At 45.0% G+C, this 16,208-nt stretch carries 9 protein-coding genes and 1 tRNA gene; 7 read left to right on the plus strand and 3 right to left on the minus strand.

From position 1 onward, the window contains the following. Positions 1-40: 40 nt before the first annotated feature. On the minus strand, positions 41-574 hold the full coding sequence (locus tag A3CY_RS0109100) for an RNA polymerase sigma-70 factor (protein WP_018337600.1): 534 nt from the start codon (positions 572-574) through the stop codon (positions 41-43). A gap of 216 nt (positions 575-790) precedes the next feature. Next, positions 791-875 (minus strand) — tRNA-Leu (locus A3CY_RS0109105). 188 nt (positions 876-1,063) lie between these two features. On the opposite strand from A3CY_RS0109105, the gene A3CY_RS0109110 reads away from it, so the two are divergent. Both A3CY_RS0109110 and A3CY_RS0109115 read left to right on the plus strand, forming a co-directional pair. Then, positions 1,064-3,472, plus strand: coding sequence for a TonB-dependent receptor (locus tag A3CY_RS0109110; RefSeq protein ID WP_018337601.1), 2,409 nt, complete (start codon positions 1,064-1,066; stop codon positions 3,470-3,472). Between the two features lie 25 nt (positions 3,473-3,497). Then, complete coding sequence (locus A3CY_RS0109115) at positions 3,498-4,112, plus strand: HAD family hydrolase (protein ID WP_018337602.1); 615 nt, start codon at positions 3,498-3,500, stop codon at positions 4,110-4,112. Here the strand turns inward: A3CY_RS0109115 and A3CY_RS0109120 are convergent. Further along, complete coding sequence (locus A3CY_RS0109120; RefSeq protein ID WP_018337603.1) at positions 4,109-5,464, minus strand: MATE family efflux transporter; 1,356 nt, start codon at positions 5,462-5,464, stop codon at positions 4,109-4,111. The two genes, A3CY_RS0109115 and A3CY_RS0109120, sit on opposite strands and share 4 nt — an antisense overlap. Positions 5,465-5,662: 198 nt before the next feature. Here A3CY_RS0109120 and A3CY_RS0109125 point away from each other — a divergent pair, with 198 nt between their 5' ends. From A3CY_RS0109125 to A3CY_RS0109145, 5 genes are all read left to right on the plus strand, one after another. After that, positions 5,663-6,220 carry an RNA polymerase sigma factor gene (locus A3CY_RS0109125; protein ID WP_018337604.1) on the plus strand — a complete coding sequence of 186 codons (558 nt, stop codon included), beginning with the start codon at positions 5,663-5,665 and terminating at the stop codon, positions 6,218-6,220. Positions 6,221-6,293: 73 nt separating this feature from the next. Then, positions 6,294-7,463: a FecR family protein gene (locus A3CY_RS0109130; protein ID WP_018337605.1), complete on the plus strand. Its 1,170-nt coding sequence runs from the start codon at positions 6,294-6,296 to the stop codon at positions 7,461-7,463. 67 nt (positions 7,464-7,530) lie between these two features. Beyond that, positions 7,531-10,137 (plus strand): zinc-dependent metalloprotease, encoded by a 2,607-nt coding sequence (locus A3CY_RS0109135; protein ID WP_040371543.1) that lies wholly within the window; start codon positions 7,531-7,533, stop codon positions 10,135-10,137. A gap of 31 nt (positions 10,138-10,168) precedes the next feature. Next, positions 10,169-12,766: a zinc-dependent metalloprotease gene (locus A3CY_RS0109140; protein WP_040371594.1), complete on the plus strand. Its 2,598-nt coding sequence runs from the start codon at positions 10,169-10,171 to the stop codon at positions 12,764-12,766. A 73-nt stretch (positions 12,767-12,839) separates the two neighbouring features. Continuing rightward, positions 12,840-16,205 carry a SusC/RagA family TonB-linked outer membrane protein gene (locus A3CY_RS0109145; protein ID WP_018337608.1) on the plus strand — a complete coding sequence of 1,122 codons (3,366 nt, stop codon included), beginning with the start codon at positions 12,840-12,842 and terminating at the stop codon, positions 16,203-16,205. Positions 16,206-16,208 lie beyond the last annotated feature (3 nt).

Below are 16,208 nucleotides of genomic sequence, written 5' to 3' on the forward strand. Positions count from 1 at the left end.
AAGATATTTTTTTACGAAAAAAATAAAAGGGGAAAGCCAATCACTTATCACACAATAGGAAAAGCAGGATAGTCTCATCCTGCAACTCATCCCGTAAAAACTTCAACGCCCGAGCCATATGCTTCTTGACCGTGTTAATACTCACCTTCAATTCATCAGCTACTTCCTGATATTTTTTCTCCTCCACCACACATTTCAAAAAAACCTCCCGTTGCTTATCCGGCAACTGGACTAACTTTTTCTCCACCCGGGCAATACGTTCATCATACTCTACCAGCTCGTCAGAAGCTGATTCCAGCAGCTCGGTTACCTCCCGTTCATTCACTTCCACTACCCGCAAATGCCTCAAATAATTCAAAGCGTAATTCTGGGCCAACGTGAACAAATAAGATTTCGCAGAATAAGATAAATCCAAACGTTTCCGGTTATTCCAAAAAGTAAGAAAGGTATCATGAACAATATCTTTAGCCACCTCTTCATCCCTCACGTAGCCATACACGCAACCCACCAGATTCCCGTAATGCAAATCAAACAATTCCTCAAAAACCTTGTGCTCCAAAAAATCCTTCGACATAGTATCTTTATTCACGACATCTTATCTGCAAAAATAGGCTATTTGTCGTATTATACAATTACCCTTGAAAATATTTAACACAAGTTAAATATAGAAACTCAAATATTTGCCTGAATATTAGAAACATAACGATAAAAACACGGTTCAATTGCCCCCCTTCGGGTAGCCACAAAATCAAAATCCCCTCAAAATCAACTGATTAAGAGGGAATTCTTGTACCCAGGGCGGGAATCGAACCCGCACGTCTTTAAAGGACACTGGATTTTGAGTCCAGCGCGTCTACCAATTCCGCCACCTGGGCTTGAAGACGGGGACAAAAGTAGTGCTTTTCTTGCAATCTGCAAATAATATGACATTTTTTTTACGAAAAAAGTCATATTATTTTTCAACACAACGAGAAGGAATGGATCACTTTTCATTGAAAACAGGGCAAGACATAGCATAAGTAGATGTATTTTAATTACATTTGCGATACCGATACTTAAACAGATGAAAGCAATAATTCTATCCGCTCTTGCCCTATTATTCCTTGTCCCGATTGTGGCACTTGCGCAACAAAAGGGAGTCGTGAAAGGGCGTGTATTTGACAGTAAAAACAATGAACCGGTGCCGTTTGCCAATGTGGTGATCTGGAAAACCACGATTGGGACGGCAACTGACGAGAACGGGTACTTCCGGATAGAGAACGTGCCGTTGGGATTCAACCGTCTGGAAGTAAGCAGTGTCGGGTACAACACGAAGTTATCGGAAGAGTTTATGGTCAACACGGCATCCGAACGCACAGTGGACGTGGGGTTAGAGGAAAACACCGTTGCCCTGGAACAGGTGACCGTGAAAGCCGACCCGTTTCGTAAAACGGCAGTCAGTCCGATGTCCTTACAACGCATAGGCATTGCCGAGATCGAGAAAAACCCCGGAGGGAACCGCGATATATCGAAAGTGCTGCAATCCATGCCGGGCGTACTTTCTTCCCCGGCATTCCGGAACGATTTTATCGTGCGGGGCGGCGGTCCCAGCGAAAACCGCTTTTACCTAGACGACGTGGAATTGCCGAATCTCAATCATTTTGCCACGCAAGGGTCTTCTGGAGGCGTGGTGAGCATCGTGAATGTCGATTTCGTGAAAGAAGTAAACTTTTATTCCGGAGCCTTTCCCGCGAACCGGGGCAACCTGATGAGTTCCCTGCTCGACTTCCGGCAAATATCGGGAAACCCGGACAAAATAAAAGTAAGGGGAACTTTCGGGGCTACCGATTTCGGGCTCTCGCTGGACGGTCCGCTTGCCCCGAAAACGACGTTTATCATGTCCGCCCGAAGGAGTTATCTCAAGTTTCTGTTCGATATGATCGGATTGCCTTTTCTTCCGGTGTACAACGACTTGCAATTCAAGACGGTAACCAATTTTTCGTCCAAGAGCGAATTGACGATACTGGGTATCGGGGCATACGACGTGAATAACCTCAATAAAAACATGGAAGACCCCGACGATGACCAAAAATATATGCTGAATTACCTGCCCGAGAGCGTGCAATGGAGTTATACCCTAGGGGCAACATACAAGTATTACGGGAAACGATGGAACCACCTTTTCGTGATTAGCCGGAGTACCCTGCATAACGAGATAGAAAAATACAGTCGGAACGACAAGAGCCAACCTAAACTGGTAGACTATACCTCGGGGGAAACGGAAAACAAGTTCCGTTTCGAGCACAACCGCCTGACCCGGAAAAACATAAAGCTAAATCTCGGAGCGGGCATAGAGTATGCCACGTACAAGAACAAGACACAACGGGAACTGTACACGGGAGGAACGCTGAACGACATCCGCTATAACCGGCATTTTGATTTCTTCCAATGGTCAGTATTCGGACAGGTCAGTAAAAGTTTTTTCCTGGAACGCCTCTCCTTGTCATTCGGCGCCCGGGTAGACGGGAATAGCTACACGTCGGGGATGAACAATCCGCTGAAACAATTCTCACCCCGTCTTTCCCTATCCTACTCGCTCACGCCGGAATGGTTTATCAATGCCAGCACGGGGCGTTATTACCAGTTACCATCCTACACGACCATGGGATATGCTGATGCCAACGGTGCACTCGTCAACAAACGCAACGGAATAAAATACATCGCCACGAACCAGTATGCCGCCGGGATAGAATACCGCCCCGGCAGCCGGACCCAGATCACGCTGGAAGGGTTCTACAAGACCTACGATAAATACCCCGTATCGTTACAAGACAGCATCGTGCTTGCCAACAAGGGCACGGATTATGTCGCTGTCGGGGATGAACCCGTCAAGTCGCTTGGCGAGGGACGGGCATACGGGATGGAATTGATGGTTCGCACGCAAGAGTTCTTCGGCATCGTGGCATCCGCCGCCTACACGTATTTCTATTCCGAGTTCAAGCAAATGGATCATAATTTACGCCCGACATCCGAGTATATCCCTAGCAGCTGGGATAACCGACATATCTTTTCTCTCACGGCAACCCGCAAACTGGGACTTTGGGATATCGGCATGAAATGGCGGTACACGAACGGGGCTCCCTTTACCCCCTACGACCGGGAAACGAGTTCCCTGATTGTCGCTTGGGAAGCTAAAAAGCAACCTTATCTCGACTATTCCCGTTTCAACAGTGAACGGGCATCCTCGTTCCACCAACTGGATATTCGGGTTGACCGGAGTTTTTATTTCAAGAAATGGTCGCTGATCCTGTATGCCGACATACAAAATATATACAACCATAAAACAAAAAGCCCCGATCGCCTTGTCCCGGAAGAGGATGCGAACGGAAATTACCGGGTAGACCCCGATCGTCCGGGGCATTACCTAATGCGGTATATTAAAAACGACACGGGGACGCTACTTCCCTCTGTCGGTATAATAATTGATTTTTAAAGCAAAACATAAATAGACGCCGATTATGAAAAATATTATTTTTGACCTGGGAGGAGTTGTTGTCGAGTGGAACGGGGAACGAGTAATCAACTCATTTGAAGGAGATCCCACGCTAATCATGTATATCAAAAGCAATGGATTTTTCAAAGATTACTGGACGGCTTTCGACAAAGGGATGCTCGAGCGGGAAGAACTCGTGAACAAAGTGGCTCTCCTCACGGGAATACCCGCCGAAGAATGTGACGCATTCGTGGAACACGTGAAACTCTCCCTGAAGCCCATTCCCGAAACGGAAGCGTTGATTAAGGAACTGTCGGCCAAAGGGTATAAATTATACTGTTTATCCAATATGTCTCTCGATTTTTACGATTATCTTAAAACGCGGGAAGTTTTCAAGTATTTCGACGGACAGGTTATTTCGGCAATCGAGCATATGGTGAAACCGGATCGGGAAATTTACGATCTAATACTTCAACGCTATCAGCTGAAGCCGAAAGAATCGTTGTTTATTGACGATCTTGAGGCGAATATCAAGGCGGCACAAGCACTCGGGATTAATACGGTACACTTCTCGGATAAGCAAAAAGGGAATAAGGAGGTAAAGGAAAGATTGGGGATTAAAGTTTCATTCCAACTTTAAACCCCAAACTTTTTTTGTTTTCGCAGGAAGTAATAGAAACGCCAGCATAGCATGGCTCCGGTCAGGGTCAGCCCGAGAGGGTAACCTACCCAAACGCCTTCAATGCCCCAATTTAAGACAAAACCACAGATATAGGAAACGGGCAAGGCAATCACGAAATACCCGATAAAGGAAATGACCGCCATGGAAGTTACGTCCGACACGCCTCGCAGGGCATTGGCAAAAATGATCTGCAAACTATCGCCGAATTGGTAGAAGACAAGAATCACCATCAGCACGGCAACCAAGTCCACGACTTCCCCGGAAGAAGTATAAACCAAGCCAATACGTTCCCTTACCAGTAAAAAGAAAATGGAAACACTTATCGCCAGCAATGCCAACAGGTGAACGCCTGCCGTGGTCGCTTGCCTGACACCCACGATATCTCCCCGCCCGTAAAAATTGCTCACCCGTATAGAAACGGCAGCCCCCACGCCATAATACACCATATATCCCAACGTAGAAATAGAAGCCACTACTTGGTGTGCAGCAAGGGGAATGGTTCCCAACCACCCGATCATTACCCCGCTGATGCTGAACAAAGCGGTTTCCATACCCATTTGCAACCCTACCATGACGCCCATCCGGTTCAACACTTTCAAATCGACGGAATTATAAGCCGTCCGACGGTACCCGACCCGATAACGACGGTACGACAAGCGCCGAAAAAAAAGAAAGGCGAAAGCAACGAACATAAATATCCGGGAAACCAACGTGGAAATTCCCGCACCCGTCACCCCGAGTGCCGGAAGCCCGAAAGCCCCGTATATCAGAACCGCATTCCCGATAATATTCAACACGTTGGCGGAAAGCATTATCCACATGGAAGTTTTCGTGTCCGTGATACCGTCGGCAAATTGCTTGAAACTATTGAACATCATCACGAACACCAGCGAACTCAATTGCAACAGGAAATAGGGACGTATCAGCGGCAACAATTCTTCCGGTTGCCCCATTTTATGCACGTTCAAATATAGAATACCCATAGCCACGGACAACACGATACCGATCAACAGGTTCGCCAACAAACTATTCCTTAGCAAACCTCCCACCCGGAATTTGTCCCCCCGCCCGAAAAACTGCCCGATCAACGGGGTTAACCCGTAAGAAAACCCCAACCCGAAAAGAATCGGGATATTAAACACGCTGTTCACGAATGAAGAAGCCGCCAAATCGGACGTATTGAAATGCCCCACCATGATATTATCCACCAAACCGACAACCACCACACCCAATTGCCCCAACACGATGGGGACCCCGATCCTGATCGTATCGGTGTAATGCTGTTTATATCTCGAAATCCAATTGTTCATACTGTCCGTTTGAGAGCACAAAAATAGAGATATATCCCAAAATATTCTAACTTTGCCTTGAATGATTGTTCACGGGCGCCATTTGAGGCTCTAGCAAGTAATTTTGAAAAAAATCGTAACCTATGTCACCCGCAGTGTTATATTATTTGTCTTACATTTAGGGGTAATACGTTAATAATTTGACTAAAAGACAAAAATATGGAAGAAGAGATTAACATACACTTATTCTCAACGGATGAATACGGCAAACAATTGTTTACCACATTTTATCCTCCCTTATGTCTTTTTGCCAACCGCATTTTGAATAATATTGACGAAGCGGAGGACATCGTTCAGAATGTGTTTATCACGTTATTGCAAAAAAACGCAAAAATAAACCGGGTGACATCGCTCAAAGCCTATCTTTACAGTTCGGTACATAACGCCTGTATCAATCACCTGAAACACCAGGCATACATTACCGAAAAAATGAAAGACTTCGAACAAGAGGTCTATGAAGAAAATAGTTACCTACTCCAACGCATCGAAAGCGAGATTATGGATGAAATCTTCCGGGCAATCGACCAGCTCCCGGAGGAATGCCGGAAAGTATTCAAATTAAGTTATATTGACGGCATGGAGGTTTGCAAAGTTGCCGAAACCCTGCACATATCCGAAAACACGGTTAAAACTCAACGCCTGAGAGCGCGCAAGTTCCTGAAAGAAAATCTAAAGGATTTATTCCCCGTGGCAGCTTTCATTTTCCACATTATTTGAAATATAAAAAATAATCCCCTTTGTCACCCGCGGTATTGATTCTTTTGTCTTAAAGATAAAAGACAATATCACCATGAGAAAAGAATCTGACATACAGAAAATTTCTGACCTCATCTTAAAAGATATAAGGCAGGAAATCACAGAAGAAGAAAAACTCTTTCTCGACAATTGGTTGAAGCAATCGGATAAAAACCAAGAATTATACCATCGTATGTACGATGAAAAATACATTCTCGAGCAATATCGACTGAAGCAAACCATCGACACGAACAAGGCATGGAAACAGGTCGTTACCTCTTCCCGAAGACACTTTATAATCCGTTATTTCAAATATGCCGCCGCCATCCTTCTTTTGCTCGGGGCATTCTTTATTTACAAGTATGAAATAACAAGAGAATCCGAAAAAAAGAATACAGTTGTCGCCATGAACACGATTCAACCGGGGGAAGGCAGAGCAACTCTCATCGTGTCCAACCGGCAGGAAATACAACTACACAAGAATTGCCAGCTTGAATTAAAAGACAATTCCGGGACAAAATACCGAAACGACTCGTCCACTCTATATTACCAAGCCGCAACACAAGCGGACACGATCGCACAAGCAGAAAGTATCCACACGCTCGTTATCGGCAGAGGGGGAGAATATAGCGTGAAACTGGCAGACGGGACAAAAGTACACCTAAATTCCGAATCCAAACTCAGGTATCCCGTGACCTTCCGCCAGGCCGAACGCCGGGTATACCTGGAAGGAGAGGCTTATTTCGAAGTAAGCCGTGACGAGCAACACCCGTTTATCGTGGAAGGAAAAGATTTCGCGGTGCAGGTGCTCGGTACAAGTTTCAACGTGTCCAACTACAAGGATGACGACGTTTCGCGGGTCGTGTTGCTGGAAGGCAGCGTGGAAGTGAAAAAAGCAAACAAGAATTACAAACTGGAACCGGACGAGTCGCTTGAAATAGATGGGGATAATATCCGTATCAAGAAGATAAACGCCAACAATGCCATTTCATGGAAAAATGATAATTTTTATTTTTCCAACGAACAACTGGAAGTCGTCATGACGAAACTCGCCCGATGGTATGACGTGAATCTATTTTACACGAACCAATCTATTAAAGATTACCACTTTACCGGTTTTATACCTAAATACACCGATATCACGAAAGCATTCAATATTTTGGAATTAACCGCAGATATTAAATTCAAGGTGCAAGACCGGACAGTGGTCATCATGAGGATGTAACAATATAAACAAATCAATAAAAGGTGTGCGTACCAGACGCATGTATGTAAAACAAATAACATTTACTATGAAACACAAATTGTATGTACTCATTTGTATTTTATCCGTTACTCTTTTCTCGGATATTACCGCAGCTGAAAGAAAAAAGAAAAAAGACGAAGAAAAAACTTCCGCTAAAAAGGAAAATGCCTATGACAAACTCTTCGACAAAAAAAGCCATATAAAAGCAGAAGGACTTATTACCCTTCACAAAGTAGACGGAAAATTATATTTTGAATTTCCCCTCAATCTACTAAACAAGGATATGCTTATCGCTTCCACAATCACGGAAACAAGTGACAATGGAGACGGTTTAGTTGGTCAAAAACCGATGAATCCCATTCACGTGCAATTTACCAAAACAGACAGCACGATCCAATTGCGTCTAATTGACGGGCTCTCCATCACGACAAAAGAAGGCAACGACAACATTGAACGCGCGTTAGCTAAATCAAACATCGGTTCGATACTAGGGAATTACAAGGTTTTGGCTTACAACGCGGACAGTAGCGCTGTTGTATTCGAAACAACTGAATTCTTTGCAGGAGACAATAAGCAATTAGACGTAATCGACCCTTACGGGGCTAATACCTACGGGGGATACTTGAACCGTCAAAGTACCTTCCAATCTGATAAATCTTTCTTGGAAGGTATCAAAGCTTTTAAAGATAATGTCGCCATACGGAGCGTACTTTCTTACAAATGTACCATCATATACGGCAGATCTTACATAGAATACGAAAAACCACTAACCATCTTAGCAACACGCAGTATTATCTTGTTGCCGGGAACTCCGGCACGTCCCCGTATCGCAGACCCGCGTATCGGTATTTTCCCGACAGGAAAAATCAAATACACGAACAAAGACAATCGGGCAAAAGTGGTTTATTTCTCTAACAGATGGAAACTGGAACCATCAGATGAAGCGACCTTCAAGGCTGGCAAACTCGTGGAGCCTAAAAAACCCATCGTGTTCTATATTGACAACAATTTCCCCGAAATGTGGAAAAAATACATCAGCATGGGTATCGAGGATTGGAATTTAGCTTTCGAAAAAATCGGGTTCAAAAATGCAGTTCAAACCCGTCCTTTCCCAACAGACGACCCGGAATTTGATCCTGACAATATCAAATATTCCTGCGTCCGTTACGCACCTACCCCCATGGCAAATGCCATGGGTCCCTCTTGGACAGATCCGCGTTCGGGAGAAATTATCAATGCTTCAGTATATATTTACCATAATTTGATCAACCTACTTTACAGCTGGAGATTCATTCACACGGCAGCCGCAGACCCGGATGTGCGCGTAAAAATTTTACCGGAAAGCATCATGGGTGACGCTATCCGTTATGTAGCCCGTCATGAAGTGGGACACTGTTTGGGATTCATGCACAATATGGCAGCCTCAGACGCCTATCCCGTTGAAAAATTGAGAGATCCTGAATTCACTCAAGCTAACGGGACCACGCCTTCCATCATGGACTACGCTCGTTTTAACTATGTAGCACAACCCGGTGACAAAGAAAAAGGTGTAAAATTAACTCCTCCTATTTTAGGAGCATACGACTACTATCTGGTAAAATGGAACTATTCCTATTTACCGGAAACAAAAACGGCCGAAGAAGAGTCTGAAATTTTAACCCGCTGGATCAGTGAAAAGGCAGGAGATCCCATCTACCGTTACGGGAAACAACAACTTTCACTTATTCTGGATCCGACATCCCTATCCGAAGCCCTGGGTGACGACGCCGTAAAAGCATCTGAATACGGTATCAAAAACTTGAAATACATTCTTTCAAACCTGAACACATGGTTTGATGCCAACGACAAGGACTACACGCACCGCGGGATGCTATACAATGAAATTTTGCAGCAATACGGTCGTTATTTGAACCACGTGTTCTTCAATATCGGGGGTATTTACCTGAATGAAAAATACGTGGGAGACCCTCGCCCGAGTTACCAGTCTGTGCCGAAAGAAAAACAAAAACAAGCACTAAAATTCTTGATGACACAAGCCAAAGAAATAGAATGGGTCGAAAACAAAGAATTGCTCAAGAACTTCCCGCTTATCGGAAGCCCGGCATACGACATTCAATCCTCTCTCGTAAGCCAGATCATTAACTCGGGAAGTGGCAGAATTCCATTATGCGTCACCAAATCTACCCCGGAAGAAGCTTACACGACCAAGGAATATTTGAATGACGTGTATAATTACGTTTGGGAGAACACGCTCAAGAATAAATCATTGTCGGTTTCTGACAGGAAATTACAAATCGCATTCGTGGACGCCGTTGTAAACAAGGGGACAAGTACCCAATCAAAAAATTCCATCATGATAGGTATTACTGACAACTCCATTCAAATGCCCGATTACGTGCAACAAAAAAGCATCGAGGACTTCGGATATAACACTCAATATGCTTTTGAACGCCTGCAATCACCGGAAGAAGTAAGCGGCTTCGGCTTCTTGTTTAACGTCAATTTCAACAATGCACCTGAGCAATATCATGTTTATTACGGGATATTGATGAAAACGAAAGATTTACTTCAAAAGAATTATAATCATCCAAATATCGAGACCCGCAACCATTACAGATTACTGCTCCGTCAAATAGAAAAGGCTCTGAAATAAACAGATGTGGAACATTAAATCAAAAATGAAAATGAATAAAATAACCATACTTTTCTTTCTTTGTTTTCTAATTCCTGCCATAGGTTTACAAGCAGGCACAAAGAAAAAGAAGGACCAAAAGGAAAAGACCGAAACAAAAGCAAAAACGGAATACGATAAACTATTCGCTACCCCGGATTGCCAGACCGAGAAAGGGATGATCACCCTGCACAAAAAAGATGGGAAAATATATTTTGAATTTCCCCTCGCCCTCTTTGAACGAGAAATGCTACTCGGTTCAACAATCAAGGAAACGGCGAGCAATGACGAAGGACTTGTCGGTCAAAAACCTCACGACCCGTTGCATATCTACTTTACCAAAGGGGATTCCACTGTACAATTACGCTATGTATTCAACTACTCGATAACAAACGCGGAAGACCAAAACATTCAAAATGCGATAGACGAATCAAACGTGGGAGCTATCATCGAAAACTTCGACATCAAGTGTTGGAACAACGACAAAACAGCCGTTGTATTTGACGTGACGGACTTCTTCGTGAGCGACCGATACGAAATTGACCCCTTCGACCCGTATAGCGCAAGTACCTATTACGGTTGGATGTTGCGTATCACAAAATTCAAAAAGGAACGTTCCTTCGTGGGGGACATCAAAGCATTTGATGACAACATCTCCATCAACAGCCACCTTTCGTTTACCATCACCATGCGAGCTTTAGGCATGTTTGAATACCAAACAGACAAACCTTTCACCGCGGAAGTAACCCGTTCTCTAGTATTGCTACCGGAAAAACCCATGCGTCCCCGTTTCAGCGATCCCCGCATAGGCGTCTTCTACACGGGAAAAATGAAATACGCGAATGACGACCATGGAGTAAAAGTCATTTATTATGCCAACCGTTGGAGACTGGAGCCAAAAGACACGGCAGCATTCAAGAGCGGAAAACTCGTGGAACCCATCAAACCGATAGTTTACTACATTGATCCCGAATTTCCGGAAATGTGGAAACAGAGCATCACCCAAGGTATCGAGGACTGGAATTTAGCTTTCGAGAAAATCGGGTTCAAGAATGCCGTACAAGTACGTCCGTTCCCGACTGATGACCCAGAATTTGACCCGAATAACATCAAATACTCTTGCGTCATTTACGCGCCTAATATGGTAGAGAACGCCATGGGTCCCTCTTGGGTTGACCCAAGAAGCGGGGAAATCCTGAACGCTTCCGTGTACATGAACCACAACCTCGTTAGCCTACTATACAATTGGCGGATGGTACAAACGGCAGCCGTTGACCCGCGAGTACGTACCCTGAACTTGCCGGAAGACATCTTAAGCGATGCTATCCGCTATGTAAGCCGCCATGAAGTGGGACACACCTTAGGGTTAATGCACAACATGGCAGCCTCGAACGCCTTCCCCACGGACTCTTTGCGCTCCGCATCTTTCACTCAAAAATACGGAACGACTCCCTCCATCATGGACTATGCCCGCTTCAACTACGTGGCACAACCTGGAGACCTGGAAAAAGGAGTAAAACTCACGCCTCCTATCCTTGGGCAATATGACTACTACGCTATCAACTGGATTTACTCCCCTATCCTCGAGGCAAAAACGGCCGAAGAAGAAATACCCGTCTTAGACCGTTGGATCAGTGAAAAAGCAGGGGATCCTATCTACCGTTACGGGAAGCAACAAATTTACATGCATTATGACCCCAGCGCCATGGAGGAAGATTTAGGAGATGACCCCATCAAATCAGCCACTTATGGTATTAAAAACTTGAAATACGTCGTTGCGAATATCGACAATTGGCTGGACAAAGACGACAAAGACTACTCGTTCAGGGATTATTTCTACTACACGACATTAAATCAATTGCAACTTTACCTGCGCCATGTAGACGTACTAATCGGGGGAATTTACCTGAACGAAAGATATGTAGGCGACCCACGCCCATCTTACCAATCGGTTCCTAAAGCGAAACAGAAAGAAGCCGTACAATTCTTGTTAAAAGCCCAAGAAGACATGGCATGGTTAGACAATGAAACCTATTTCAAAAACATCTCCATCGTAGGCTCAATTGCCAACCACATGCAAGTCTACACCATGGCGAACTTAATCAACGGGACCAAACGGCTGGCACTTTGCGCGGACAAATCAGACGATCCTTACACGGAAAAAGAGTATCTGCAAGACATCTATGATTACGTTTGGAAATCAACGATCAAAAGACGCAATTTGACCGAGGCAGAAATCGTGGCACAACGGGAATTCGTGAACAGCATGATCGCGAAATCCAACGTAGAAACAGGGCAACAGGCTGACCGCGTATCAGGATGGGGAATTGCAAATCAACCGTCCGTCGAGGAATGGCTGGCTATACAGATGTACCAAAAGTTCGGTTATAGATCACCCTTCGGACAACCGGAAGGACAACAACCCGTTGCCAGTGTCGGCTTCCAACGCATGGTAGACGGTCACTTTTCAAGTATGGCTCCCACATTCTACTTCTTCCTCGAGAAATGCCAAACACTGCTCGAGCAAGCCAAGAACACGGGAGACGAAAACACACGCTCACACTATGCTTTAATGTTACAGACGATAAAAAAAGCACTAACAATAAAATAACCAATTCACGGGCAGGTGAAAGAAGCGAAACTCTTTCACCCGCCCACATCAAATAACCTAAAGCAATTTAATTATGAGGAAAAAAAAGTCGGTCTGCAAACTATTGTATGGAGGAAGCCTATTCCTTTTCCTGCAATTTTTCTTAGCAATTTCCACGTTAGGAAGTACGCTATACGCACAACAGAACAGAATTATTTCCGTAAACTTAAAACAAACCACATTATCGAACGTCCTCGAACATCTGACCAACGTCATGGGATGCAAGATTTTGTACAATCACGAACAAGTCAAATCCCAACGTCAATTTGATTTAAAGATGCAAGAGAAGCCCTTGGAAGAGGTCATTAAAAAATGTCTCGAAAACACAAACCTAGTCTACAAAATTGTTGACGATGTATTTGTTATTACACCGAAATCAACCACATCAAAGGAAGACGAGAAAAAAGCCAAAGAAATCACCGGTGTCGTTGTCGATGTCAAGGGAGACTCCATACCGGGAGTAACCGTGACCATCAAGGGGACCACCATCGGGACCAGTACCGACGCCAACGGGTTATTCAAAATGACTATCCCCGCCAACCTAAAAGAAGTTTCTTTAGTATTTTCTTTCATCGGAATGGAATCGCAAGAGATAAAAATCGGACAAGAAACAAAATTCCGGATTGTCATGAAAGAAAAACAAGAAGACCTGGAAGAAGTTGTGGTAACAGGTATCTCCAAAATCAACCAGAAAAGCTTCTCCGGAAGTAGCGTCACCGTAAAACGCGAAGAGCTGCTCAAAGCATCCAAGAGCAACGTACTGACCGCCTTGGAAGCATTTGCCCCTTCCTTTAGAATCGAACGCGACAACCGATTCGGATCCGACCCGAACCACATGCCGGAAATGTACATCTCCGGACGTACCGGTATCGGCGTGAGAGATTTGGACAAGAACAATTTGAATTCCAATCCAAACCTGCCGACCTTTATACTGGACGGTATCGAAGTAAGTGCGGAAAAAATATATGACATGGACCCGAACCGTATCGAGAGCATCACCATGCTGAAAGACGCCGCCGCCACCGCTATGTACGGTTCCCGCGCTTCCAACGGCGTGATCGTCGTTACGACTGTGGCTCCCCGTCCCGGTAAAATCAACGTGACCTACAACTTGCTCGGAACGGTATCCATGCCTTCATTAAAAGATTACAACATGATGAACGGCTCCGAACTTCTAGAAGCGGAACGCCTTACCGGCCTTTACGATGGTATTGGAGCCCCAATGGGTGAAGATGATTATTACAAACGGTTAGGATGGATCAAAGAGGGGGTAGAAACCGATTGGCTGGCACAGCCGCTACGCAATGCCGTAAACCACAAGCATAGTTTACACTTGGACGGGGGTGCCGAAAATTTTCGTTTCGGATTGGACTTCGGATACAACCAAAACAACGGTGTCATGAAAGATTCCTACCGCAAGAATGTCACCCTCGGCTTGAAATTAGACTATCGCATAGGCAGCATATTGCAGGTAGTGAACAACACGACTTACGAATGCATGAATTCCCAAGAGTCACCTTACGGCACATTCTCGGACTACACCTCCCAACGTCCTTATAACAGGTTAAAGGATGAATACGGGAACTACCTTCAAACATTACCCAACTCCGGAGGCTCTAGCAGCAAGAATCCACTTTACGAAGCTAGCTTAAAGAGTTACAACCGCTCCAATTACGAGGAGTTGAGCAACACGACGAGAGTCATGTGGTACATTGTCGACGGATTGAAAGCAGACGTTGCCCTGACCGCTACCAAAAAATGGGACGACGGCAAGCGTTTTATTGACCCGAAATCCCAATCCGATGAAAACCAAAACACAAATGATGATTTCAACCAATTACGAGGTAAATTAAGGATAAACTCCGGAACCGACATCGATTGGCAATTCTCCGCCTCGCTGCAATACGTCAAAAATATCAAGAAGCACAGCATCAACGCCACGTTGCGCTACGACCTGATGACGGGTGAAAGAACCACTAGAAACGAAGAATACCGAGGATTTCCGTCCAGCGATTTGGATTCCCCGCATTACGCTTCCGAAATATCCAATAAACCCTCGTTCTATAGCGCCAAAGACCGTTCCATCGGTATCACGGCAACGGGGAATTACATGTACAATAACATCTATTTTGCCGACCTTTCCATACGTTGCGATGCCTCTTCCAAATTCGGCGAGAACAATCGGATGGCGCCTTTTGCCTCCATCGGTGCCGGTATCAACATCCACAACTACAATGGTGTACAGGATGCTTTCCCTTGGTTGACGGAGTTGCGCGTGCGCAGCAGTTACGGGCAAACAGGACAAAGTTCCGGATTCCAGGCTTCCATGTCAACCTCCATCTACCAGAACAACACGGATTATTGGTACAGTAGCGGTTATGGCGCCGTATTGTCAGCCATGGGAAATCCCGATTTGAAATGGCAAAAGGCAAATACCTGGAGCATCGGTGTGGATTTAAACTTGTTCCAAGATAAATTTTACCTCAAAGCAGAGTATTTCACCAAGACGACCGTGGATATGATTACCGACGTGACCATCCCCTCCTCTTCCGGTTTTACGACTTACTACGACAACCAAGGTAAGAATGAAAACAAAGAGCTCACCTTGGATTTCCGTAGCGTGCTACTCCGGAACGATAACTGGTACGTGAGCATCGCCGCCAACCTCTCCTCCCAGAAAGGAAAAATGAAGAAAATATCCGAATCCTTAAAGGCTTACAATGACTTGGTAGATGAATATTTATCCGATGCCACGAACAAAGCTGAATGGTCAAAACCGCTTAGCAAATATGAAGAAGGACAATCCTTAACCGCCATCTGGGGTATGCGCTCGTTGGGTATCGACCCGGCAAACGGGAAAGAGCTTTTCCTGAACCGCGACGGCAACATCAGCTACGATTGGACAGCCTTGAATACCCAAGTGATCGGTGATAAAGAACCGAAAGCCAGAGGAACCATTTCCTTGAACTTAAGCTACAAGGGACTCTCCGTCTATGCCGGATTCCGCTATGAGTTCGGCGGTGACGAGTACAACCAAACCCTGGTGGACAAAGTGGAAGATGCCAACCTAAAATTCACGAATGCCGATAAACGGGTATTTACCGACCGCTGGCGCGAGGTAGGTCAGGTTGCGCGTTTCAAAGCTTTGAAAGACACTTTCGATGACCCGACCCGCTCCACTTCTCGCTTCGTGCAAAAAAACAATTTCATGGAGCTCGCCTCTTTAGACATTGAATACGACTTCAGTAACCACGCTTGGATGAAAAAGACATTCCTGTCCACCTTCCAAATCGGGGTTAGCATGGCTGATATCTGGCGTGTTTCCTCCATCAAACAGGAACGAGGACTTAACTATCCATTTGCCAATCAGGTGAACTTCACTTTACGTTTAGGATTCTAAAAT

Origin of the sequence: Butyricimonas synergistica DSM 23225, assembly GCF_000379665.1 — a bacterium.
Lineage (GTDB): Bacteria > Bacteroidota > Bacteroidia > Bacteroidales > Marinifilaceae > Butyricimonas > Butyricimonas synergistica.

Coding starts and splice junctions, on each gene's coding strand:
- A3CY_RS0109100 (WP_018337600.1), bottom strand. CDS start 574: ATGTCGAAGGATTTTTTGGAGCACAAGGTTTTTGAGGAATTGTTTGAT.
- A3CY_RS0109145 (WP_018337608.1), top strand. CDS start 12,840: ATGAGGAAAAAAAAGTCGGTCTGCAAACTATTGTATGGAGGAAGCCTA.
- A3CY_RS0109140 (WP_040371594.1), top strand. CDS start 10,169: ATGAATAAAATAACCATACTTTTCTTTCTTTGTTTTCTAATTCCTGCC.
- A3CY_RS0109115 (WP_018337602.1), top strand. CDS start 3,498: ATGAAAAATATTATTTTTGACCTGGGAGGAGTTGTTGTCGAGTGGAAC.
- A3CY_RS0109120 (WP_018337603.1), bottom strand. CDS start 5,464: ATGAACAATTGGATTTCGAGATATAAACAGCATTACACCGATACGATC.
- A3CY_RS0109110 (WP_018337601.1), top strand. CDS start 1,064: ATGAAAGCAATAATTCTATCCGCTCTTGCCCTATTATTCCTTGTCCCG.
- A3CY_RS0109135 (WP_040371543.1), top strand. CDS start 7,531: ATGAAACACAAATTGTATGTACTCATTTGTATTTTATCCGTTACTCTT.
- A3CY_RS0109130 (WP_018337605.1), top strand. CDS start 6,294: ATGAGAAAAGAATCTGACATACAGAAAATTTCTGACCTCATCTTAAAA.
- A3CY_RS0109125 (WP_018337604.1), top strand. CDS start 5,663: ATGGAAGAAGAGATTAACATACACTTATTCTCAACGGATGAATACGGC.